The 23,233-nt window shown below is 49.6% G+C and carries 17 protein-coding genes; 16 read left to right on the forward strand and 1 reads right to left on the reverse strand.

Annotated elements, in window-relative coordinates; all coding sequences use genetic code 11:
* The first annotated feature begins 112 nt into the window (after positions 1-112).
* Positions 113-1,369 (forward strand): OFA family MFS transporter, encoded by a 1,257-nt coding sequence (locus tag NST94_RS01780; protein WP_339281575.1) that lies wholly within the window; start codon positions 113-115, stop codon positions 1,367-1,369.
* A 657-nt stretch (positions 1,370-2,026) separates the two neighbouring features.
* Here the strand turns inward: NST94_RS01780 and NST94_RS01785 are convergent.
* Positions 2,027-2,938 carry an AraC family transcriptional regulator gene (locus NST94_RS01785; RefSeq protein ID WP_339281576.1) on the reverse strand — a complete coding sequence of 304 codons (912 nt, stop codon included), beginning with the start codon at positions 2,936-2,938 and terminating at the stop codon, positions 2,027-2,029.
* A gap of 190 nt (positions 2,939-3,128) precedes the next feature.
* Here NST94_RS01785 and NST94_RS01790 point away from each other — a divergent pair, with 190 nt between their 5' ends.
* The 15 genes from NST94_RS01790 (at position 3,129) to NST94_RS01860 (ending at position 23,101) form a co-directional block, all read left to right on the forward strand.
* Positions 3,129-4,244 (forward strand): glycoside hydrolase family 88 protein, encoded by a 1,116-nt coding sequence (locus NST94_RS01790; protein ID WP_339281577.1) that lies wholly within the window; start codon positions 3,129-3,131, stop codon positions 4,242-4,244.
* Positions 4,245-4,371: 127 nt separating this feature from the next.
* Positions 4,372-5,418 carry an inositol 2-dehydrogenase gene (gene iolG / locus NST94_RS01795; RefSeq protein ID WP_339281578.1) on the forward strand — a complete coding sequence of 349 codons (1,047 nt, stop codon included), beginning with the start codon at positions 4,372-4,374 and terminating at the stop codon, positions 5,416-5,418.
* Positions 5,419-5,460: 42 nt separating this feature from the next.
* Positions 5,461-6,291, forward strand: coding sequence for a 5-deoxy-glucuronate isomerase (gene iolB / locus NST94_RS01800; RefSeq protein ID WP_076185620.1), 831 nt, complete (start codon positions 5,461-5,463; stop codon positions 6,289-6,291).
* Positions 6,292-6,472: 181 nt separating this feature from the next.
* On the forward strand, positions 6,473-7,483 hold the full coding sequence (locus NST94_RS01805; protein WP_339281579.1) for a LacI family DNA-binding transcriptional regulator: 1,011 nt from the start codon (positions 6,473-6,475) through the stop codon (positions 7,481-7,483).
* A 263-nt stretch (positions 7,484-7,746) separates the two neighbouring features.
* Positions 7,747-8,757, forward strand: coding sequence for a 5-dehydro-2-deoxygluconokinase (gene iolC, locus NST94_RS01810; RefSeq protein ID WP_339281580.1), 1,011 nt, complete (start codon positions 7,747-7,749; stop codon positions 8,755-8,757).
* Between the two features lie 115 nt (positions 8,758-8,872).
* Positions 8,873-10,333 carry a CoA-acylating methylmalonate-semialdehyde dehydrogenase gene (locus NST94_RS01815; RefSeq protein WP_076185626.1) on the forward strand — a complete coding sequence of 487 codons (1,461 nt, stop codon included), beginning with the start codon at positions 8,873-8,875 and terminating at the stop codon, positions 10,331-10,333.
* A 26-nt stretch (positions 10,334-10,359) separates the two neighbouring features.
* The gene (gene iolD / locus NST94_RS01820; protein WP_076307953.1) at positions 10,360-12,324 is read left to right on the forward strand and encodes a 3D-(3,5/4)-trihydroxycyclohexane-1,2-dione acylhydrolase (decyclizing); all 1,965 of its coding nucleotides are present in this window, start codon (positions 10,360-10,362) and stop codon (positions 12,322-12,324) included.
* Positions 12,325-12,363: 39 nt separating this feature from the next.
* On the forward strand, positions 12,364-13,260 hold the full coding sequence (gene iolE / locus NST94_RS01825) for a myo-inosose-2 dehydratase (protein WP_076307985.1): 897 nt from the start codon (positions 12,364-12,366) through the stop codon (positions 13,258-13,260).
* A 281-nt stretch (positions 13,261-13,541) separates the two neighbouring features.
* Positions 13,542-15,791, forward strand: coding sequence for a helix-turn-helix domain-containing protein (locus tag NST94_RS01830; protein WP_248549132.1), 2,250 nt, complete (start codon positions 13,542-13,544; stop codon positions 15,789-15,791).
* A gap of 376 nt (positions 15,792-16,167) precedes the next feature.
* On the forward strand, positions 16,168-17,778 hold the full coding sequence (locus tag NST94_RS01835) for an extracellular solute-binding protein (protein ID WP_280753318.1): 1,611 nt from the start codon (positions 16,168-16,170) through the stop codon (positions 17,776-17,778).
* A gap of 74 nt (positions 17,779-17,852) precedes the next feature.
* The gene (locus tag NST94_RS01840; protein WP_038568353.1) at positions 17,853-18,755 is read left to right on the forward strand and encodes an ABC transporter permease subunit; all 903 of its coding nucleotides are present in this window, start codon (positions 17,853-17,855) and stop codon (positions 18,753-18,755) included.
* Positions 18,756-18,780: 25 nt separating this feature from the next.
* Positions 18,781-19,653 (forward strand): carbohydrate ABC transporter permease, encoded by an 873-nt coding sequence (locus tag NST94_RS01845; RefSeq protein WP_339281581.1) that lies wholly within the window; start codon positions 18,781-18,783, stop codon positions 19,651-19,653.
* Between the two features lie 34 nt (positions 19,654-19,687).
* Entirely contained in the window at positions 19,688-20,638 is a 951-nt protein-coding gene (locus tag NST94_RS01850; protein WP_248549131.1) for a TIM barrel protein, read from the forward strand.
* Positions 20,638-21,324, forward strand: coding sequence for a hypothetical protein (locus tag NST94_RS01855; protein WP_339281582.1), 687 nt, complete (start codon positions 20,638-20,640; stop codon positions 21,322-21,324). The genes NST94_RS01850 and NST94_RS01855 overlap by 1 nt, the downstream gene beginning before the upstream one ends.
* Positions 21,325-21,352: 28 nt before the next feature.
* Positions 21,353-23,101 (forward strand): hypothetical protein, encoded by a 1,749-nt coding sequence (locus tag NST94_RS01860; protein WP_339281583.1) that lies wholly within the window; start codon positions 21,353-21,355, stop codon positions 23,099-23,101.
* Positions 23,102-23,233: the final 132 nt, after the last annotated feature.

The raw sequence follows: 23,233 nt of genomic DNA on the forward strand, positions 1-23,233 counted from the left end.
TCATTTCCGTCATCTCATGCCGGATTTCTCTCAACATCGGCTGGTTTAGCTACAATAAAGAGGCGATAGAAGCTCTTGTAGCAGACAACGAGAGAGAAAGAAGGAAAAGACCATGACTACGACAATGGACAGCAAAAGCACCAAACGGTGGCTAATCGTATTAGGTACAGTAATTATGCAAATGGGCCTAGGTACCATCTATACATGGAGTTTATTTAATGCGCATCTGGTAACAAAATTTGGTTGGGAGCTTAACTCTGTTTCGATTACTTTTTCTATAACGAGCTTTGCACTCGCTTTCGCGACCTTGTTCGCAGGGAAGCTGCAGGATCGTTTCGGGCTTCGCCGTTTGACTGCTACTGCTGGGATTGTGCTCGGACTAGGATTGATTCTTAGCTCCCAAGCCAATTCACTCTTCATGTTCTATTTATTGGTTGGGGTGATCGTTGGTTTTGCGGATGGGACAGCTTATATCACTTCATTATCTAATTTAATTAAATGGTTTCCGAATAATAAAGGTTTAATCTCCGGCGTGTCCGTTGGTGCTTATGGAACGGGGAGTTTGATCTTTAAATATATTAACGGCGGGTTGATTGACTCAGTGGGTGTGTCTAATACATTTATGTATTGGGGTTTGATTGTTATGGGCATGATTGTAATCGGTTCCTTGCTCGTAAGAGAAGCTCCGGTTCAAGCGGCCCCAACACCAGCGGGTTCAACGACAGCTACAGTAATGAGTTCACCGAAAGACTATACGGTCAAAGAAATGCTGCGGACAAAAGAAGCTTATCTGCTATTTATCATCTTTTTCACCGCTTGTATGTGTGGTCTGTATTTGATCGGTATTGTAAAAGATATCGGCGTGCAGCTGGCTGGACTTGATGTACAGACAGCAGCTAGTGCAGTGGCTATGATTGCGATCTTTAATACAGCGGGACGTTTAATTCTGGGTGCTTTATCTGACAAAATGAGTCGCTTGAAGCTGGTAGGCGCATCGCTTGCTGTAACTGCGGCAGCTATGCTGACCCTCAGCTACGCGACCCTGAATTTCGGACTTTTCTTCACTTGTGTAGCAGCCATTGCGTTCTGCTTTGGCGGGAATATCACGGTGTTCCCCGCCATTGTCAGCGACTTCTTCGGACTGAAAAATCACAGTAAGAACTACGGAATCGTTTACCAAGGTTTTGGTATTGGTGCCCTTTCCGGTTCGTTTATCGCCGTCTTCCTAGGCGGATTTAAACCAACCTTTGTTATCTTTGGCCTCTTGTGCCTGCTGGCCTGCATCATCGCGGTTTCCCTGAAACCGCCAGTGGCGAAGTCGAAAGAGAAGAAAGCGCTGCGTCTCAAAGCAACGGAACGTACGGCTTAAGATGTAATTGAAGCTAGAACCAGGCAGCGATTCTCCCGTTAGTGGAGAATCGCTGCCTGGTTTTTTTGATTTGTGGTGGCTTGCTGAGCTGTGACTTGTTTGGGCGGATTATCTTCAATTGGGAGAAGGAGTTTTGCTGGGATCTGAGAAGTAACTGCATTCTGTGCAACTATTCCGTATGAAATAGTGAATCTTCGGATTTTAGTTGTATTCTGTACAACTAAAAACTCGAGATGTTGCTTAGAGGCGAAAAAACCAAGGAAATAGCTGCACCAAATACAGCTATATCTAATGGTGGCGTGATGCGTGAAAAAATAGTTGTATGAAATACAGTTAAATGTGATTACCCTTGCACCAGCCCCAGCCCCAGCCCCAGCCCCAGCCCCAGCCCCAGCCCCAGCCCCAGCCCCAGCCCCAGCACCAACACCAACATCAGTACCTACATCACCAGCACCTACATCACTACGAGCACCTACACCAGTACCTGCATCTATACCAACATGTGTGTGCCTGCACCATCGCTTTTGCTATCCCTTTCCCTTCGTCTCTCTTTTGCGTCTAAACATTGCCTCTGTTACTGCTCAATATAGTTACTTAGAGGGTAGATAGATTTGTCGGACGCACAGCGGATTTTTAGTAACTAGGTAAGCAAGTACATCAATAGGACAGTGTGGTCGAAGCAGTGTTGGATATGACCTGGTTCTTGCGGAACTCGGATGGGGACATCCCGCTAAGTTTATTGAATATGCGGTTGAACTGGGAGAAGCTGTTGAATCCGCATTGCCCGGCGATCTCGGAAATCTTCAGGCGGGTGTAGATCAGCGATTGCTGGGCATTACGGACCCGGGTCATCTGAATATATTCTGTCAGCGTGGAGCCGGTAATTAACTTAAATTGGTGTGATAAGTAATAGGAGCTGATAAAGAACTCTTTAGCGAGGAAATCAAGGGACAACTCGCTGTTGTAATGGCTATGGATGTATGCGGTGATCGAGTAGATTTTTTGCATAATGGCATTTCCGATCTCCTCTGGGACATAGCTGTTCTGGTCTCTACGCTGGTATAAAGCACAGAGGAACTGTTGGAAAAGGCTGTGAATCAGTACTGGATTTAACGGTGAAGTGCTGTGTGATAAGGTGAAGATAGCGTTAAGAGGATCAAACACGGCTTTGCGTAACTCTTTTGGCAAACGGTAGATCGGTATTTCTTCCCAAAATGAGAGGAACATACTTTTGTAAGCGTTCTCTAAACCGGGTATATCCTTGGGCATGGCGAAGTTTATGATCAGCCGCTTAAACGGCGGCCCTTCCGGATATTGTGTCTTATGCATCCGATAAGGACGCAGGAGCACGATGTCATACTGCTGGAGGGCGCAGACATTCCCATCGATAATATGAGTGGCTCGGGAATCCATTAAGATATGAATCTCGTAAAAATCATGAAAATGCTGAAACTCCATATTGATATCATGAGAACGCTGGTCATAATCAAAATAATAAAAAAGGGGGTCAACGGGCGTGTTGATACGTACGCTATACCCTTGTTCGTACAGTAAGTCGCTTTCAAGCAAATGCTCTCACCGCCTTATTCTGTAATATGCACTTATTATAGGTTCAGAAAAGCAAGATTTGCAATATATGAGGGTTATTACAGCAAATATAAAGTAGTTTTTGTATGGAATGGTTTGATATATTACGGGTGAATGGAACTACCCAACATGAGGGAAGACCCAAAATAGCAGGCGAAGGGGCGGGAAACAGATGAACAACAGCCGGATTAGTAAAGTTGAGATCATTGAAAAGCTGAACCGCGTGACGGATAAGCTGCTGAAGCTGGAGCGGCCGGAAAACGAAGCCGAACTGCAAAATTTAGGGGAGGATGCGGGACGACGGGGGTATTTTGCCCGTGATTTTGGCATGGAGGAATGGGATTGGCCGCAGGGAGTGGGGCTTTACGGACTTCAAAAGCTTGAGCAGCATTTCAAGGATGAGCGTTATCAAGAATATGCCAAGCTTTGGATGAGCAAGCAACTGGGCAAGGGACTGCCGAGCCGGAATATCAATACAACAGCGCCGTTGCTGTCATTAATGGAACTGAAGGAAGCGGAGGAATTAAGCCTGGAATGGGTGCAGTGGTTGATGCATGGCCTGCCGCGGACGGAGGAGTCTGGTTATCAGCATGTCACAACAGGAGCGAGCAAGGATAAAGTTACGCTCAATGATAATGAAATCTGGATTGATACGTTATTTATGGCTATTTTGTTCACGGCAAAAATGGGTGTGAAATACGATAATTCCGCATGGCGGCAAGCGTCGCTTTACCAACTGTTGTTGCATATCAAATACCTTTATGATAAGAAGAAGGGGCTTTTTTTTCATGGCTGGCATTTTGGCGGCCGGCATAATTTCAGTGAAGCCTTCTGGTGCCGGGGCAATAGCTGGTTTACACTCGGTCTGCCTGAATACCTGGAGTTGATGGGGCCGTATCTGGACAGTGGAGTGTTTGAATATCTTCAAGCGATCCTGAACGCACAGGCAACAGCTTTATTAGCCTGCCAGAGCGGAGACGGATTATGGCATACGCTGCTAGACGACTCTAGCAGTTATACTGAAACGTCAGGCTCAGCAGCTATCGCAGCGGGTATTTTGCATAGCGTACGCAGGGGGTTGTTGCCGGAATCGTATGCAAATCATGCCCTGAAAGCGATCCGGGCGGTGCTGGACAGAATTGACGATGAAGGCACGGTGCTTGGTGTATCCGGCGGCACTCCGATTGGTGCTGCAAAAGAAGATTATAAGGAAATCATTATTGCCCCTATGGCCTACGGACAGGCCATGGTTTTAGTCGCACTAGGTGAAGCGTTACATTACTGTTGAGGAGGAGTAGATAGCTAAGGAGAGAGTTAAAAAAGCTGGAGAAATATTTGCTTGTAACTTCACTTGTGCTTGGAGTATACTATTTTCGGGATGGTTAAGCGCTTACCTCGAGGGAGGATAAGCAAACATGGTAAATCCGATCGTAGTTGGCATTATTGGGGCAGGCAGAATTGGCCGGCTTCATGCAGATAATCTGCGTGTGATGCCGTCGTTTAAGTTGAAATCCATTGCGGAGGCTGTGGTAAGTGAGGAATTGCTGGTCTGGGCAGAGAGCCGGAATCTTGGCTCTGCATTTGTGAATGGGCAAGACATTCTTAATGACCCTGAGATCGAGGCTGTGTTTATCTGCACACCTACGGATACCCACGCCTCTTGGATTGAGCTAGCAGCCCGGGCTGGAAAACATATTTTCTGTGAAAAGCCGATCAGCCTGTCGTCAGAGTTTACCCACCAGGCACTGAAGATAGTGGAGGATGAGGGTGTATTGCTACAGGTCGGCTTCAACCGGCGAATGGACCCTAGCTTCCGCAAACTTAAGCAACTGGTTCAATCAGGAGAGCTAGGCAGTCCACATATTGTGAAGATTACATCACGTGATCCGCAGCCTCCGGGTGAGGCTTATGTGCGGTCTTCCGGCGGGATGTTTATGGATATGACGATTCACGATTTTGATATGGCCCGTTATCTGATGGGTGAGGAAGTAACAGAAGTTTATACCCGAGGTGCCAATCTCGTTGATCCGATGTTTGGGCGCTGCGATGATGTGGATACAGCTGTCATCACGCTGACCTTTGCCAGTGGCGCAATCTGCGTCATTGATAACAGCCGTAAGGCTGTATATGGTTATGATCAACGCGTGGAGGTGTTCGGTTCCTGCGGCTCAGCCACCGCCGACAACTGCCGTCCAACAACTGTAGAGGTTTCAACCGCTGCTTCGGTCACACGCGATCAGCCGCTTCATTTCTTTCTCGAGCGGTATAACCAGGCTTTCGTAGAAGAGGTTGCCGCGTTTGCCCGGGCAATCCGCCTGCAGGAGCCTATCATTTGCAGCGGGCTTGACGGGCAACAGGCGGAACGGATTGCCGAAGCCGCTAAGGAATCCTATCTTACCGGGCTTCCGGTCAAGTTGTATTCTTGTGCCGGAGAGGGAATATCGGCAACACAAGCTTTGTAAGCGGATGCAGATGCTGAAGGAAGATGGGGGAGGTCTGTGAAGATGTCCAATCTAATCATAAAAGCCGGAGCACCCGGCAAAGATGGACTTGTAGCGGCAGTTAGCAAGGAGAGCGCTGGATGGGAGTATGTAGGTTTTGAAGTGTACCAGCTGCAGGTTGGGGATACGCTGAGCCGCAGCGCGGAAGGGAATGAAATCTGTCTGGTGCTGCTGGCGGGCAAGGCGGATGTGAGAGCAGGCGCCCAGTTGTTCGCCGGGATCGGTGAACGTATGTCTGTATTTGAGGATTTGCCGCCGTATGCGGTGTATATTCCGGCGGGAGGGCATTATGAAGTTACGGCCTTGACGGAGCTGGAACTTGCGGTTTGCCTTGCACCAGGAACGGGCAAATATGCGCCGCGTTTGATCGCTCCGTGCGATACTGTGGCCGAAGCCCGCGGTTGTGGCAGTATGTCACGGCGAGTGGTCAACATTTTGCCTGAGCAGAGTGAAGCCGAGAGCCTGCTGGTCGTGGAAGTACGTACGGGTGGCGGCAATTGGTCCAGCTATCCTCCGCACAAGCATGACTGTGACAATCTACCTGCTGAGTCTTACCTGGAAGAGACATACTACCACCGGGTTAACCCGGCTCATGGTTTTGTAGTGCAGCGGGTGTATAATGACGATCGCAGCCTTGATGAGACGATGGCCGTGTCTGACCGCAGTATTGTATTGGTTCCGGAGGGCTATCATCCTGTATCGGCACCGCCGGGTTATGATTCTTATTATCTCAATGTGATGGCAGGTCCGGTCCGCACATGGGTTTTTCATAATGATCCGGAACATGAATGGCTGTTCGAGATGCAGCAACACCAGAAGGATAAGAAGAAATAGTGTAGCAGCACGCACGAAAAGGGGGCTTCCGCAAGGCGGAGGCTCCTTCTTTGTGTCGATGTATTGACCAAATGATCGCCACAGTAACAGAGTCTCTTGCACCGCTGAATAGACACTGTCAGAAGAGTTCCTTATAATCTAGGTATAGGATTGTACGAACGTAAAGGCGGGCTCACTAACGATGAAACCTACGATATATGATGTGGCACGGGAAGCGGGAGTCTCCATCGCTACGGTGTCCAAGGTGTTGAACAAGAACGGGAGAATTAGCGATAAGACACGGGAGAAGGTTCATCGGATCATGGAGGAGCTGAATTACCAGCCGAGTCTGGTGGCCTCTGCGCTGACGAGTCGCCGAACGGGAACGATCGGGCTGATGATTCCCGATATTTCCAACCCTTTTTTTGCTGAGGCGGCCCGAGGTATTGAGGATTATGCCCAGGAGCAGGGAAGCGACTTGATTGTATGCAGTACAGACCGGGATGATGAGAAGGCGGCCCGGTATATCTCACTGCTCCTGCGCAAACGGGTGGACGGTATAATCATTGCTTCTCATACAGGGAATCCGGATATGGTCCGCCGCCTGCTGGCTGATCACGTACCGCTTGTGTTATTTTCGGCTGATATCCGGAGGATGGAGAGCAACAGCGTCACGGTGGATGACTATAAGGGAGGCTATCAGGCGACAGAATATCTGTTGTCGTTGGGCCATCGCAGGCTCGGCATTATCTCTGACAATTTACCGGGGAGTAAGCTGCGCGTGGAAGGCTTTATGGATGCGCTCAAGGCAGCGGGTGTTGGCTTTGACAATCCGGCTAATCTCACGCATACTTCAGCCACGCTGGAGAACGGCCGCAAAGCGGCTGCCGCGATGCTGGCTCAGGCGCAGGAAGACCGGCCGACCGCCATATTCGCCTGCAACGATCTGCTCGCGATTGGGATATTGAAGGAGGCGCGCAGCACAGGCTTGTCAATACCCCGTGATCTGTCCGTGGTGGGTTTTGACAATACAATGCTGGCTGAAATTTGCCATCCCACCTTGACCAGCATTGCTCAGCCTCTGCGTGAGATGACGGAACAGGCGATGATTCTGCTGAACGAATCTATCGACAATCCCGATAGTCCTAAGCGCAAGATCATGCTGATGCCGGAACTGATAGTCCGCCATTCCACCGGACCGGCACCGCATTAGGAAGGCACAAACTCTACAAACGGAGTAAGAACGCCGACTCCTATCTGAAGACCTGTACCTCGCTTAGCGGCGAGGGACAGGTCTTTTCTTTGTTTTTTTCTGGTACATGGGTTCAGTTCCCAACTTCGTTTAAGTTCAGGATTGCCAAACTCCAATTTCTAAACTATACTAATGGAAATTAGGTTAAGCGCTTAACCCATCTCCCGATGATTGTTGTATCTCATTAATCCATTTTACTGAAGTTTTCTCAAGGAGGCGTCATAATGAACGGTTTACAGTTCGATCCTGCACGACCGCTGGATTTAATTGCTGTCGGTCGGCTCTGTATTGACTTAAACGCTAATGAAACCGGAAGACCAATGGAAGAGACACTGACGTTTACCAAATATGTCGGCGGCTCTCCCGCCAATATCGTAATTGGAGCAGCACGGCTAGGGATGCGCACTGGCTTTATCGGTAAGATATCCGATGATCAGATGGGCCGTTTTATCCGAACTTATCTGCAAAGGAATGGCATTGACGATAGCCAGGTGAGTGTTGACCAGACTGGTGCAGTGACTGGGCTTGCTTTTACTGAAATAAAGAGTCCTCAGGAGTGCAGCATTCTGATGTACCGGGATCATGTGGCTGATTTGCTGCTGAGTACGGAGGAGATCTCGGAAGAGTATATTCGGAAGTCCAAGGCACTGCTGATCTCAGGTACTGCACTGGCACAAAGTCCGTCCCGTGAGGCTGTGTTTGTCGCTTTGGAGTTCGCCCGCAAGCACAATGTCACTGTATTTTTTGATCTGGATTATCGCCCCTATACTTGGAAGTCAGCCGCAGAAACAGCGGTCTATTATAATCTGGCAGCTGAGAAATGCGATTGTATCATCGGTACCCGTGAGGAATTTAATATGATGGAGAGCCTGTACAATGTGACAGATGCAGATGACGAAGCAACAGTTAACCGCTGGTTCTCGCACCAAGCAAAGCTGGTCGTTATCAAGCATGGCGGGAGTGGTTCAATCTCCTACACAGCGGATGGGCAGAAGCATCGGAGCGGTATTTTTCCCGCTAAAGTATTGAAGACATTTGGAGCCGGAGATTCTTACGCCTCAGCCTTCATTCACAGTCTAATGCGGGGAGAAAGCGTCGGTGAGGCCATGCGCCGCGGCAGCGCGTCGGCATCCATTGTCATCTCCCGCCACAGCTGTTCGGATGCCATGCCAACCTTGGACGAATTGGAAGCGTTTTTATTGTATAACGAGGAAATCACTTCAGGTGCAGAGTAAGTAGGCAGAGGTTGGAGAGGACACAACTCAAACAACCCCAGATCGAATAGCTATGCAAGATTAGATTAGATTAGATTCGCGGGATCGCATTAATAGAGATGAAGGAGTGAGTAGAATGGCACAGCAAACCGTGCAAGTGCTGAACAACTATATTGACGGGCAGTGGGTAGAGGCGGCTACGGAGCACTCAGAAACGGTATACAATCCAGCGTCTGGAGAGGAGATGGCAAGGGTTCCGCTGTCCAGCAGAGTCGATGTTGATCGGGCGGTGGCTGCGGCAAAGGCGGCTTTTGCAGGCTGGTCCAAGACACCGGTACCGCGCAGAGCGCGGATCTTGTTCAAATATCAGCAGCTGCTGGTGGACCATTGGGATGAACTGGCGAAGACGATCACGCTGGAGAATGGAAAAAGCTTCAAAGAGGCCTACGGAGAGGTGCAGCGCGGCATTGAGTGTGTGGAATTTGCGGCAGGTGCGCCGACGCTGATGATGGGCCGGCAGTTGCCCGACATCGCGACAGGCATCGAGTCTGGGATGTATCGCTATCCCATCGGTGTAGTCGGCGGGATCACACCGTTTAATTTTCCAATGATGGTGCCTTGCTGGATGTTCCCGTTGGCCATCGCCTGTGGGAATACCTTTGTGCTGAAGCCCTCCGAACGCACACCGCTGCTGGCAGCACGTTTGGTCGAATTGTTAGAGGAAGCCGGGCTTCCGAAAGGTGTGCTCAATCTGGTTAACGGTGCGCATGAGGTGGTAAACGGCCTGCTGGAGCATCCTGATGTGAAGGCGATTTCCTTCGTTGGCTCACAGCCAGTGGCCGAATATGTCTACAAGAAGGGAACGGCGTGTTTGAAGCGGGTTCAGGCGTTGGCAGGGGCGAAAAATCATTCTATTGTGTTGGCAGACGCGAACCTTGAGGCTTCAGCAACACAGATTGTCAACGCAGCCTTCGGCTCGGCGGGAGAGCGCTGTATGGCTTGCTCCGTGGTAACGGTGCAGGAAGAGGTTGCTGATGAGCTGATCTCCATCCTCCTGCGTGAATGTGAGCAGATGAACATCGGCGATGGTTTGGACGACGACACGTTTCTTGGGCCGGTTATCCGCCAAAGTCATAAAGACAAAACGGTCGCTTATATTGAACAAGGCATGGCCGAGGGCGCTAAGTTGCTAAGAGACGGCCGGGCGGATGCTGCGGTGCAGGGACAGGGTTATTTTATCGGCCCAACGTTGTTTGATGGAGTGACCCGGGAAATGAAAATATGGCAGGAGGAAATTTTCGCGCCTGTCCTGGCAGTGATCCGTGTCAAGGATGTAGAAGAGGCGATTGAAATTGCCAATACCTCTCGTTTTGCCAACGGGGCTTGTATTTTTACGAATGACGGCGGGAAAGTACGCTATTTCCGGGAAAATATCGAGTCAGGCATGTTGGGTGTCAATGTCGGAGTGCCAGCCCCGATGGCCTTTTTCCCTTTCTCCGGCTGGAAGGATTCCTTCTATGGCGATCTGCATGCGAATGGAAGCGACGGGGTTGAATTTTATACACGCAAAAAAGTCGTCACTGCCCGCTGGCAGTAACAAAAACGGCGAAAGGGAGGTTTCACGTGGATACGATTAGATTAACGACGGCGCAGGCGCTGGTGAAATTTCTGAACCAGCAATATGTGAACTTTGGCAATGGACCGGAGCGTTTTGTACACGGTATATTCACCGTTTTCGGCCATGGCAATGTACTTGGACTGGGGCAGGCACTTCAGGAAGCGCCGGGTGAGATGACGGTCTATCAGGGGAGGAATGAGCAAGGAATGGTGCATGCGGCGACTGCCTTTGCCAAGCAGAGCCGCAGACGGCGAATCATGGCCTGCACCGCTTCGGTAGGACCGGGTTCAGCTAATATGCTGACAGCCGCTGCCACTGCGACGGCGAATCAGATTCCCGTGCTGCTGCTCCCCGGCGATACCTTTGCCACCCGTCAACCGGATCCGGTACTTCAGCAAATGGAGCATACCTACAATCTGTCGATAACGGTCAACGATGCCTTCAAAGCGGTGAGCAAATATTGGGACCGGATTTATCGGCCAGAGCAGCTGATGACAGCATTGCTGAACGCGATGCGTGTGCTGACTGATCAGGCAGATACCGGGGCAGTCACGATTGCGCTGCCGCAGGATGTGCAAGGGGAGGCCTGGGACTATCCACTTGAGTTCTTCCGCAAGCGCATCCATCGGATCGTTTCCCGTACTCCGCATCCGGATGAGCTTGCTGCAGCAGCTGATCTTATTGCTAGCAAACAGCGACCTCTGCTGGTCTGTGGGGGTGGAGTCCGATATGCGGATGCAGGGACGGAATTACGTGCGTTTGCGGAGAAGTTCGCCATCCCATTCGGTGAGACACAAGCCGGAAAAAGTGCCGTGGCAAGCGACTGTGCCTACAATCTCGGTGGCATAGGAGTTACCGGGAATGGCTGTGCTAATACGTTGGCCGCAGAAGCGGATCTGGTGATCGGTGTGGGTACCCGGTTTACGGACTTCACGACAGGTTCGAAGAGTTTGTTCGCCCATCCCGAGGTGGAGTTCCTGACAATTAACGCTTCCCTTTACCATGCCTCCAAGCTGGATGCACTGGCTGTGGTCTGTGATGCTGCCGAAGGTCTTATTGCGCTGTCTGCTACGTTGGAGGAGCGCGGTTACCGCACCGCTTATACAGATGAAATTGTAGTGGCAAAAAAGGCATGGGAAGTGGAAAGAAAGCGTCTATCTGACGTGGAGTATACGGTGAATCAGGAGGCAGATCGTCCAGATCGTTCTTCAGTTTCCTTCGTGCCGGAAGTTGCCGGACATCTTGACGAGAAGCTATCTGAATATGCGACGAAGTTGAACACTTCGCTGGCGCAAACACAGGTACTCGGGATCCTCAATGAATATCTTCCGAAAGACGCCATTGTGATAGGGGCCGCAGGCAGCTTACCGGGCGACATGCAGCGGATGTGGAATTCCACTGTGCCGGATACTTACCATATGGAATATGGCTTTTCGTGTATGGGGTATGAAATCTCCGGTGCACTCGGTGTGAAATTGGCGGAGCCGGACCGGGAGGTATATGCATTGGTGGGCGATGGCAGCTATCAAATGCTGCATTCGGAACTAGTGACGAGCCTTCAGGAGAACAAGAAGATCAACGTCATTCTGCTGGATAACATGGGGTTCGGCTGCATCAACAACCTGCAGATGGAGCAAGGACTGGATAGCATGGCGACTGAATTCCGCTACCGGGGCCCGGAAGGTCAGCTGAGCGGCGAACTGATAGGCATAGATTATGCAGCAAGTGCCGCGGGATATGGAGTGAAGACCTTTCGTGCGTCAACGGTTGAGCAGCTGCGTGACGCTTTGAGGGAGGCTCAGCTGCAGGATCGTTCCACCCTAATTGACATTAAGGTGCTGCCCAAGACAATGACACATGGTTACGGAGCCTGGTGGAATGTTGGTGTTCCAGAAGTGTCCGGCAGTGAAGCCGTTCGGGCTGCCCACGAGCAGAAGCTTGAACAGCTTGGAAAGGCCCGCAGTTATTAGTATTAGTAATACTGTGAAACGGAAGGGGTAGAATCGATGATGTTCAAAGAACATGCGGTCAAGCTGGCGATTGCTCCTATCGCTTGGACTAATGATGATATGCCTGAACTGGGAAAAGACAATACCTTTGAACAGTGCATTAGCGAAATGGCGCTTGCCGGGTTTCAGGGAAGCGAGGTGGGCAACAAGTATCCACGCTCTCCGGAACGGCTGCACCGGGCACTTGAGCTTCGTGGACTTGAGATTGCCAGCGCTTGGTTCAGCGCATATCTGACTGTGCGGCCATATGAGGAGACAGTGGAGGCTTTTTGCGCGCATCGTGATTTTTTATATGAGATGGGTGCGAAGGTGATTGTCGTCTCAGAGCAAGGGCGGAGTATTCAGGGACAAATGGATACGCCGCTATTTGCTAATAAACCTGTATTCACAGAAGCGGAGTGGGCCGCACTTGCCGATGGACTGGGTGGGCTTGGCCGGCTGGCTGCTGAAAAAGGTATGGCGCTTGTATACCATCATCATATGGGGACAGGGGTGCAGACTGGGGCCGAAATTGCTAAGCTAATGGAGCTCACGGAACCGGAAGAGGTGTCTCTGCTGTTCGATACCGGGCATCTAGCCTTTGCGGGTGAGAATCCCTTAGAGGTACTGCGCATCCATTTACCTCGGATTAAACATGTCCATTTGAAGGATATACGTCCGGAGGTTGTTCAGCGTGTGCTGCGGGATCAGCTCAGTTTTCTCCAGGCTGTAAAAACGGGCGCATTCACCGTACCTGGCGATGGATGTATATCCTTTGCGGAGATTTTCAGCGAATTGGCAAGTTACTCTTATACGGGATGGTTTGTAGTGGAAGCGGAGCAGGATCCGGCACTTGCCGATCCGCTGGAATATGCGATCAAGGCGCGCCGTTATATCAGAGATCTGAGTGGTTTATAGGCCGAGGAGGGCTACAACTTGGTGCTTGGCGGCTGCTCGGACAGATTTATATGCGGGGGTTCACGGCTATGGCTGTGCGCACCTCGCCTTTTTAATGAGCAGGTGTAAAATACGAATGGCTTCGTTGGTCGGGCTCATGTTGTATGTGTTATAATGGCAGCAAATTAGGCGGAAGAGTTTCCATTTCCATGATGGTGCAGCCAAATATCTATGAACTACTCGTGCATTAACGGCTGAACCGTGGCCGGGTATCCTAACGGTTGTACAGAGGGGGTTATCTATTGTTCCGTTCCTGGTATCGCCGATTGCTGCTGTCCTATTTTCCTATTTTTTTGCTTACTGTGACGATACTGATTTTTGCCTCTTTTGTATTTATTAATGATATTTCACGAATGGAAACTAAAAAAGCGGACCGTATCACCGCCAGTTATCTTATGGATAATGTGGACCGAACGATCAAGGAAGCTGAACTGTCAGTGCTGGAGGCTGCTGAACGCAGCGATGCTTATAAACGTTATTTTAACAATCAAGGCCAGATTGATATGGCGACCGTCTACGCTGTTGCCCAGAATCTACGCAACCTGACGCGTGAATCGCCCTATATTCAGTCCATCTATCTTTATGACAAGAGAAATGAAAGCGTTTTAACAGAAACTGGATTAAAGGACCTTTCAGGATTTGTAGACGAGGATTGGATTGGCCGCATCACCTCCGGCTCTTTATCGGAAGGCTGGCAGCCTGTTAGGGAATACAAAGATGAATTTCAGCGCACGTCTATACGTGTGCTTACCATAAATAAAGGTATGCCGCTGCCCTTCGGTTCGGAGGGAGTGCTCGTAATTAATCTCAAAATGAGCGGAATGGAACAGATCGTCGACGGTATGGTCAATGAACAGTTGTCCTTTCTGACCATATTTGGCGCAGATGGACAGGTGGTCTATCAGGCGCATTCGGACAGTGAAGGTGCCAAGAATGGGAAGCAGTTGAACACTTTATATATGGAAAGGCTTGGCTGGACGTTTTCCAGCGGGATCAAAACGGGCAGTCTATTCAGCTGGGTGTCAGTGATTTCTTACCTTTGGGTAGCTATTGCCTTAGGTACGGTTGTGTGCGCGATTTTTTACCTGATCTATGTTACGCGGCGGAACTATAAGCCAATTCAGGTGATTATGAACCGGATTGAAGGTCATCAAATTCGCAAGCTGGACCAATCCAGCGACAGACCGGACGAAATGATGCTCATTGACGGGGTGCTGGAAGATCTAATCAACCATATGACGGATTATGATAAGAAAAGCAGAGAGAATTTGCTGTTACAGCGCAGCAAGCTTTTCAACGATCTCTTGCAAAGCGAGCGGTTGGACAATGTCGTCCAGCGGATGGAAGAGCTGTCGCCGCTCTCCGGAGCTCATTCCACATCCCGCTTTATGGTTGTGCTAAGCGAAATCAACCGCTACGACAAGGTTTTTCAAGATCGGTATACAAGGGGCGATCAGAACACGCTTAAATTTGCCCTGATGAATGTCTTTCAAGAATTGGCGCGGAGTGCGGAATTGCAAGCTTGGGCGGAGTGGATTGGGACTGACCGGGCGGCAATTCTCTTCCTGACCACAGGAAGTGATGAAGAGATGGCAGAGAAAATCCGTGTATTCGCTGAGGACTGCCGCACCTGGGTGGAGCAGAACTTGCGCCTCTCCTTAAGCTTCGCTATCGGGCCAGTGGCGGCTGGGCCAGGGGAGATCCGGGATTCCTATGCGGCAGCGGAGAATGTGATGCAGCACAAGCTTTTAATGCACGAAGACATCGCTTTAACGGAATTTGGAGAAACGCGCCAGCCGCTTCTTGAGACATTCAAGTATCTACAAATGATTGCCGAGTTTGTTAAGCAGTTCCGGATGTCGAGCGGCCAATGGCGGGAACTGCTGGAAGGTGTTTTTGATGGTTTTAAACAGGATTATTTACAAGATGATGATATTCGCTCTCTAATTCAGGCCATGTTACAGATGTTGAGCCGGGAAGTGGCTGTCATGTCTGAGCAGCTGCAGGATGAGCTGTCAGCAGAAAATGCGGAGAAGCAGCTGAAGCGGCTGGAAGAGGCAGAATCCATAGATGAAATGAAGGGGATTTTGTTTGAGTATTTGACTGATTTATTCCGTACTTATGTTTCTGTCAGTGAAACTAAAAGCTACCGGGCGATGGTAACCGAGATGAAGAATTATATTGAAGAGAATTTTACAAATCCCGATCTTTCCCTAAAGCATTTGAGCGACCGGTTTCAGGTATCCGGCAAATATGCCAGCTATCTATTTAAAACAGAATTTAAAATGAAATTTGTTGATTTTCTTACAGAGCTACGCATGAAGGAAGCCGAAAAGCTTTTAGTGGAAACGGAATGTTCGCTGCAGGATATCGCACTCCAGGTGGGATATGCGAATGCAATTACATTCGGCAGGGTATTCAAACGAGTATTAGGAATCACGCCGGGTGACTACCGTTCTTTAAAGCGCGGGCGCGGGACCTCCAGACTATAGCTGCCGACTTTATTAATCCAATAGCACGTGAACAATAGTTTTTATAACCGCATCTGTGCACGCCAACCTCTATGATGAGGGCGCGAACACCGATGCGGTCTTTATTTTCACACTTTTGAAAGCGGTTTATTCTACGAAAATGGTTGTATGGATAAACCGGAAGTCCGATTTTGCTGGGATATGAGCATCCGAAAGAGGTTTATTGTCAGACTGCCGAAATTCATGAAATACTGTGGGCATCCAGAACAACAAGCGACCCAGTAGCACGGCAGTAAAAAGCATCACGTGATATGGATTCCGCTGGGGATGGATAGAGTTAAGGCTAGGGGATCATAAATACACCATTAAAGCCTGCAAGGGCGAAGGGGATGGAAAAATGACAGTGAACGTACATCAAGGAGTTCTGAAGAAAGCAATCGGGATCGGATTAACCGCAATAATGGGCGTTTCTCTGCTAGCAGGCTGTTCCAATGATTCTAAAAACAACACAGCATCCGAGGGTGTCGCAGCCGGCGAAAGTGCCAAGCGCGTTACATTAAAGGTGGAAGTGTTTGACCGCGGCAACAGCCCAGCCCCTCATACCATTACCAATAACTACTTAACTAAACTAGTGCAGGAAAAGTTCGGAGATCCGAATAACATTGATGTAGAATTTGTACCTATCCAGCGTTCTGAGGAAGTTACCAAGCTGAATGTTTTGATGGCGAGCAATACGGATGTGCCCGATATCGTATTTACGTATGATTCCAGTGTGTTTTATCGGTATGCCCAGCAAGGTGGCTTGACTGATGTCGGAGAAATTCTCGATGAATATGGGCCGAATCTGAAAAAGTTTATTGGCGAGGATACGCTGGCGTTCGGCCAGCTTGAAGGTCAGCAGTATGCGATCCCTGGTAAACGGGCGATCACAGGCCGTTATAGCTCCTACATCCGTCAGGATTGGTTAGATAAATTAGGATTGCCTGTGCCAACGACGACCGATGAGCTGTACACTACTTTGAAAGCGTTTAAAGAAAAGGATCCGGGCAATCTCGGCAGCAAAAACATCCCGATGGGCATGGCACTTGCACCAGCCCAATTCGAGACGTTGATTTTCTCTTTCATGAAGCCGATCAGCGGCGATCTGACCTACAGCCAACGTTATGAGCTGCCGCTGCATGAGGGCTTTAAGGATGCCCTGCAATTTCTCAATAAGCTCTACAATGAAGGGATGATCAGTAAGGACTTCAGTCTGGACGAGGATAAAACACAGTTGGCCAAGGATATCCAGAACGGCAATGTAGGCTACTGGTCGGAGGATGTGGATGTTTTGTTCTATGCCGATGGTACCCTAGATAATCTCTACAAAAATGTAGAGGGAAGCAAGGTGCTGCCGGTAGACGTCTTAACCAACGCCAACGTTGATAACAAGCACATTAAATCCCGGTATGCCTCCAACGGCATGTACATCATGATTCCGAAGAGTAGTAAACGCGCCGTGGAAGCCGTTAAGTATCTCGATTGGATGGCTTCGGATAATAATCTGATTGATATCCAAAATGGCGTAGAAGGTGAAAACTACGACCTGGTAGACGGTATTCCAGTGGCCAAAACAGATGTTTCCCAGGAGTTCGCCGATCGTCTATTTAATGCTGGCGACATGGCCATTATCTCCAACGGCAAAAACATCGGTGATCAGGCCACTAATGAAAAAGCATGGGCGCTGGGCTTCCCGGAACGTAACCGGGAGATGCTGACTCAATCTATCGCTATCGCCAACGCTGACACGGTGGGGCCGCTCGTCTTCGGCAAGCCGATAGAAGCGGAATCGCAATATGGCACAACGCTCAAAGATAAGCTCAACGTAATTATTGTAAAGACGGCAATGGCCAAACCAGAGCAATTTGAAGCGGTTTACGAGCAAGAAATGAAAGATTACATGACTTTGGGCGGAACCAAGCTGAAAGAGGAACTGGAGAAGTCGTTTAAGGAACTTTCGGCTCAATAAACAAATATATAGTGAAAACCGGGGGGAGATGGTGCTGCGCTCCACCCGGTTTTTCTCCTTAGGAGGAAAACGACTTGAGCAAAGCGACATACTTTAGACGGTATTGGCAATTGTACGCGCTGCTTTCTCTGCCTATTATTTATTTCCTGATCTTCCGCTATGGTCCGATGTATGGTGTGCAGATTGCTTTTAAGGATTTCAATTTGTTTCAGGGGATTGGAGGCAGCGAGTGGATTGGCTTTGATGCGTTCCGCGAGGTTTTTGGAATGAGAGAGTTCTACACCACCTTGCGCAATACCTTTATGCTGAATTTTCTGGATTTACTTGTCTCTTTTCCGGCTCCGATTATCCTGGCGATTATGCTGTTCGAAATTCGTTCGGTGTGGTTCAAGAAAATATCGCAGACGATTTTGTATATCCCCCACTTTATTTCCTGGGTGATCATCGGGGGGATCGTATATCAATTGTTCGGCAACCAGTCCGGTATGGTGAACGGTGTGCTGGAGAGCTTAGGCCTTACTCCCATCCCGTTTCTGACTGAAAAAAATCCGTGGCTGATCACTTATTTATTCACAGGCGTCTGGCAAAGTGCCGGTTGGGGGACTATCCTTTATCTGGCGGCGTTAACTGGTGTCAACCGAGAGCTGTTTGAAGCTGCTGAAGTGGATGGAGCGACAAGGCTGAAGAAAATCCGCTACATTACGCTTCCTAGCATAAAACCAACCATCGTGACGCTGCTTATCCTCAATCTGGGAAAGATGGTCAGCATCGGTTTTGACCGCCCTTACATTATCGGTAACACTGCTGTGCGTGAGTATTCTGATGTGCTCAGTACCTTTGTGTACCGGGTGGGTCTAGAATCCGGACAATATACGTTGGCTACTGTAGTCGGATTGTTCCAGGCCGTGGTGGGACTGGTGTTTATTTTTGGCTCCAACTATATTTCGAAAAAAGTGACCGGAGACGGTATTTTATGATAAAGAAAGAAGGAGGCGGAGTGCTATGAGTGAACGTACCTCAAACCGGATATTCGATATCGTCAATATAACGTTTGTTGCCTTGTTCGTTTTGTTCTGCTTGGCTCCGTTTTTGCATGTGATTGCCGTGTCGCTTAGTTCCAACCGGGCAATTACTTCTGGAGAAGTAACGATTTTCCCCATTGAATTGAACTGGAATGCATACATTAATGTTTTTTCCAATAATGCGATGATCCGCTCTCTTGTCTTTACGGTTATTCTGACGTTTGCCACAACGGTGCTGTGTATGCTTTTCACTGTCGCAGCAGCTTATCCGCTGACCAAAAGAAAATTGAAGGGCCGTAAATTTTTTATGTATCTGATCGTTATCACTATGTTTTTCAGCGGCGGTATTATTCCTGAATATTTGTTGATCCGTGATTTGCATTTGATTAATTCGGTCTGGTCGCTTATCCTGCCAGGTCTGGTCAGCCCCTTTAACCTGATTATCCTGATCTCCTTTTTCAATAACATCCCTGCCAGCCTGGAGGAATCGGCCGAAATCGATGGCAGTTCCCATCTTCGTACCCTGATGAGTATTATATTTCCGCTATCCATGCCGGTTATGGCCACATTGGCGCTTTTCTACGCAGTGGGAAGGTGGAACGGCTTTCAGGATTCTTTGATGTATATCAATAATCCGGATTTGTATCCGCTCCAGCTCAAGCTGTTCCAGATGGTGCAGAACAATATGGTATCCGAACTGACACAAATGGAAGGTGCCAACCGGACCCCACTGACACCAGAGAGCCTAAAAGCGGCCACCGTTATCTTTGCAACAGTACCGATCCTTGCCGTATATCCATGGCTGCAGAAATATTTTGTCAGCGGTGTAATGCTTGGTGCCGTAAAAGGTTGAACCGTAAGCTGTAACAAGGGAGGAGAACATAATTATGGAGGACAAAGGCATATTTTCGTTCTCAACTTGCTGGAACATTAAGCGTCATTCCATCGGCAGTGAAATGCTGCGGGAAATCCGCGATCTGGGCTTTCAGCGAGTGGAGCTGAACTATAATGTGACTAAGGAAATGCTGGAAACGATCGAGCCGATGCTTGAGCGGGGGGAGATGGGGATCTCCAGTGTCCACAACACCTTCCCGCATGTGCAGGACTCCGATTATGGCACAGATTCCGTGCTGCTAGGTTTTGAGGATGAGGAGAAGCGGCAGCGGGCGATTGAGCTGCTGATTGGCTCGGCTAAGTACGCTCAGCGTTACGGAGGAGAAGCTGTTGTTGTGCATCCCGGTGAGGTACCCTTTCCAAATGATATCAGCAAAGAGCTGGAGCAGATTTATAACGGAGAGGGTAGAGATTCTAACGCTTATCGCAGCAAATGGGCGGAACTGATGGAGCGGCGGGAAGCCTATAGCGCCGGCTATGTGCAGAAAATTATTGAAAGCCTAGATGAAGTATGTAACCGGGCAGTTTCTGAGGGGCTAAACGTACGCTTTGGTATCGAAACACGTTCCAAACCGCAGCAGATTCCGACGCTTGCGGAAGCCAAAATGATTATTAAGGCGCTAAAAGGATCGCCTGTGGGCATATGGTATGACACCGGGCATGCCATTATGATGGACCGTTTGGGTTTGTACGACAGTGTGGGGGAAATGGAAGGTCTGATGGATGATATTGTAGGTGTTCACATTCATGAGACCATCGGTCTGTCTGATCACTGGTGCCCTTATGTAAACAGCGGGAATATGGAATTCTATGATGCTTATCTGCCGATGATTGAACGGGCGCGGGTCAAGGTGTATGAGTTGAAGGCAGCTTGCCAGCCGGAAGAAATTGCTGAAAGTCATCAGCTGCTTATGGCCAAGTTGGCGCGTAGAGGACAGGTCTGATGTTGAACGATGAAGACCGTAGGTTAGCTATGAAGTATGCTCCGCGCTTATTATTCGATCAGAACGAGCCATTTTTTCCGGTACGTCTCGGTATAACGGTGATGCGGCAGGAGGAGGAGTCTCCTTCCTTCCGGCGCCGTCTAGCTGTGAACCATCCGGATGTGCTGGCCGTTGTGGAATACGCGATTTATTACGATTATGATATTCAGCATTTATATGATCTGGAGCATGTGTGGGTTTACATCGGTAGAGACGGGGAAGTGGTGGATGCCGAAGCGAGCTTTCACGGGAAATTCCTTAAAGCGCTGCTGCGCGGGGGCAGCAATCTAAGCGGGACACGGGTGGACCTCTATGTCCAACCCGGCAAGCATGCTCTTGCCCCGTTCCCTGAAGTCTTTGAGCTGTTACCGGGATTCGCATCCAGTACACAGGATGGAGCAGGTGCGGAGGGTCTGATTTATGGCGACTTTTTTCACGGCATTCTGGCGTCCGATGGAGAAACTGACCGTCTTGTCCACCGTTATCTGCAAACCTGCCGGTTCACGCCTTCCCTGTTCTATTCGTGCTGGGAATATGCGGACCGGGAGGAATTGTTCGTTTCTTGGAATCAACTGTTCACGGAAATTCCTGACCGTATCCGACAAGAGCTGGCGCGGCTTCAGCTCCTGTTACCACCCAGACATTGAGCAGATTGTTAACATGGAGGGAAGTATAATGTACAAGCAACTGGTAGCCAGTAATGATAGAGCGGCAGTGGAGGGATTATCCCGGCAGGTGCTTGATCCGACGAGCCGCTATTATGGAGGGACAATAGATCCGGGTACTGGCGTTGCCTGGGTTAATCATACGACCGGCACACCAACCGATATGTGTTATTGGGGAGCGGCTCTGGTTAACCCGGATTCCGCATTCTACCGTGATGAGCTGCTGCTGGCCCGCCTGCTGCTGGCGACGGAGTTCGTGCTGCGTGCACAACATGAGGATGGCTCGATCTCTCCGGGCTGGACGAACTATCATTCTCCCCCGGATACAGCCTTTGTCATCGTCGGCTATGCTCAGCTATACCAACTGTTGGCGTCGCAGGATTGGGCGCCACTGCAACAGGTGCTTGATAATATGCTCTTGTTTCTTAAGCGAACTATTCCCGTCATGCTTACAGGGGGCTGTCACACGCCGAATCACCGTTGGGTATTGTGTGCAGCACTGGGGTTTCTGCATGAACTGTTCGGACTGGAGGAGGCTGTCCAACGGGCGGATCAGTGGTTGGCGGAAGGGATGGATATTACACCTGATGGAGAATGGACGGAGCGCAGCAACGGTATTTATAGTGCGGTCAGCGACATCATGCTGATTCATGCCGCTCGTCTGCTGGATCGGCCGCAGTTGCTGGAGCCAGTTCGTCTGAATTTACACATGATGGTCTATTTGGTGCATCCTAAGGGCGAAGTTGTGACCGATTATTCTGGGCGCCAGGATCTGGGGAGCTTTCACGACCTATCTCCATATTATTTACCGTACGCTATTCTGGCCCGTTCCGATAAGGAGCCATTGTTTGCGGGGATGGCCGAATGGGCAGGCAGAGCACTGGAAAATCCGGGGGTCTGCTCTGTCAACGTACTTGTACGTATGCTGCTGGAGCCGGAGCTTCAGCAACCTTTTGAAGATTCGGCAGCTCTGCCTGTAAAATATGAGAAAATACTGAACGGCGATTTTCCGCGACACGGCTATCTGCAGGATATGGAGAAGTCCGGCCATCAAGGGCGAATTTACCACAGCCGGCTGCATACTGATTTCGGAGCACCGGTTGCGCGCTACAGGGACGGGAACACTAGCGTGACCTTAATCACGGAGACGCCGTCTTTTTTTGCACTCCGTCACGGTGCCGTCAGGCTGCTTGCAGTGCAACTGGCTTCTTACTTTAATCCGGGCTATGTCCCGATGCAGAAAATGATCAAACTACCTGACGGATACCACCTGTCAGGAGAACAAAAGAAGGGTTATTACGGTCCTGTAGAAGGTGAACTGCTTCCGCAAACATCTGGGGAGCCAGTAAGCCCTTGGTATCTGTTACCGCATCAGAGCCGCGCACTTACGCATGAACAGACATTCCGCGTGGAGACGGAGGTTCAACGCACGGACAGAGGGTGGACCCTCCGGTTGCATGCTGAGGAACCTACAGAGGTTATGACACAGCTGTCTTTTATTTTTGGACGGGAAGGATGTTTCACATCGGGTGAATTGCAGGCTGTCGGAGAGGACCATTATCTCTGGAACGGCGGTAACCTCCGCTATAGTTATGAAGAGGACTGGATTGAACTGACAGGGGGCGAGCTTGGCCATCTGGCGGCTACGGTGCGTGAGGCGAAGCTGCAGGATAACTGCAAGGCGGTGTTGGTCAATTTTATGACTCCGTTCGATAAGACGATTACGATCACTCTATCTCCTTCCATGATAAGAGAGTAACCTTTGCAACAATTTACAATTTAGCAGACGTTGACGTTACACCTCAGTTTTAGAGTAATAAGCCTTATTAAAAAACCTTCCATTAGAAGCAAACCTGGAGTTATCAGGTCTAATGGGAGGTTTTGTTATGCA

It is taken from the genome of Paenibacillus sp. FSL H8-0282 (genome assembly GCF_037963825.1).
GTDB lineage: Bacteria > Bacillota > Bacilli > Paenibacillales > Paenibacillaceae > Paenibacillus_AQ > Paenibacillus_AQ odorifer.

What these genes read in the sequence shown, in the direction of transcription:
- NST94_RS01780 (WP_339281575.1), top strand. Translation starts at nt 113, where the DNA reads ATGACTACGACAATGGACAGCAAAAGCACCAAACGGTGGCTAATCGTA.
- NST94_RS01790 (WP_339281577.1), top strand. Translation starts at nt 3,129, where the DNA reads ATGAACAACAGCCGGATTAGTAAAGTTGAGATCATTGAAAAGCTGAAC.
- iolG (WP_339281578.1), top strand. Translation starts at nt 4,372, where the DNA reads ATGGTAAATCCGATCGTAGTTGGCATTATTGGGGCAGGCAGAATTGGC.
- iolB (WP_076185620.1), top strand. Translation starts at nt 5,461, where the DNA reads ATGTCCAATCTAATCATAAAAGCCGGAGCACCCGGCAAAGATGGACTT.
- NST94_RS01805 (WP_339281579.1), top strand. Translation starts at nt 6,473, where the DNA reads ATGAAACCTACGATATATGATGTGGCACGGGAAGCGGGAGTCTCCATC.
- iolC (WP_339281580.1), top strand. Translation starts at nt 7,747, where the DNA reads ATGAACGGTTTACAGTTCGATCCTGCACGACCGCTGGATTTAATTGCT.
- NST94_RS01815 (WP_076185626.1), top strand. Translation starts at nt 8,873, where the DNA reads ATGGCACAGCAAACCGTGCAAGTGCTGAACAACTATATTGACGGGCAG.
- iolE (WP_076307985.1), top strand. Translation starts at nt 12,364, where the DNA reads ATGTTCAAAGAACATGCGGTCAAGCTGGCGATTGCTCCTATCGCTTGG.
- NST94_RS01835 (WP_280753318.1), top strand. Translation starts at nt 16,168, where the DNA reads ATGACAGTGAACGTACATCAAGGAGTTCTGAAGAAAGCAATCGGGATC.
- NST94_RS01845 (WP_339281581.1), top strand. Translation starts at nt 18,781, where the DNA reads ATGAGTGAACGTACCTCAAACCGGATATTCGATATCGTCAATATAACG.
- NST94_RS01850 (WP_248549131.1), top strand. Translation starts at nt 19,688, where the DNA reads ATGGAGGACAAAGGCATATTTTCGTTCTCAACTTGCTGGAACATTAAG.
- NST94_RS01855 (WP_339281582.1), top strand. Translation starts at nt 20,638, where the DNA reads ATGTTGAACGATGAAGACCGTAGGTTAGCTATGAAGTATGCTCCGCGC.
- NST94_RS01860 (WP_339281583.1), top strand. Translation starts at nt 21,353, where the DNA reads ATGTACAAGCAACTGGTAGCCAGTAATGATAGAGCGGCAGTGGAGGGA.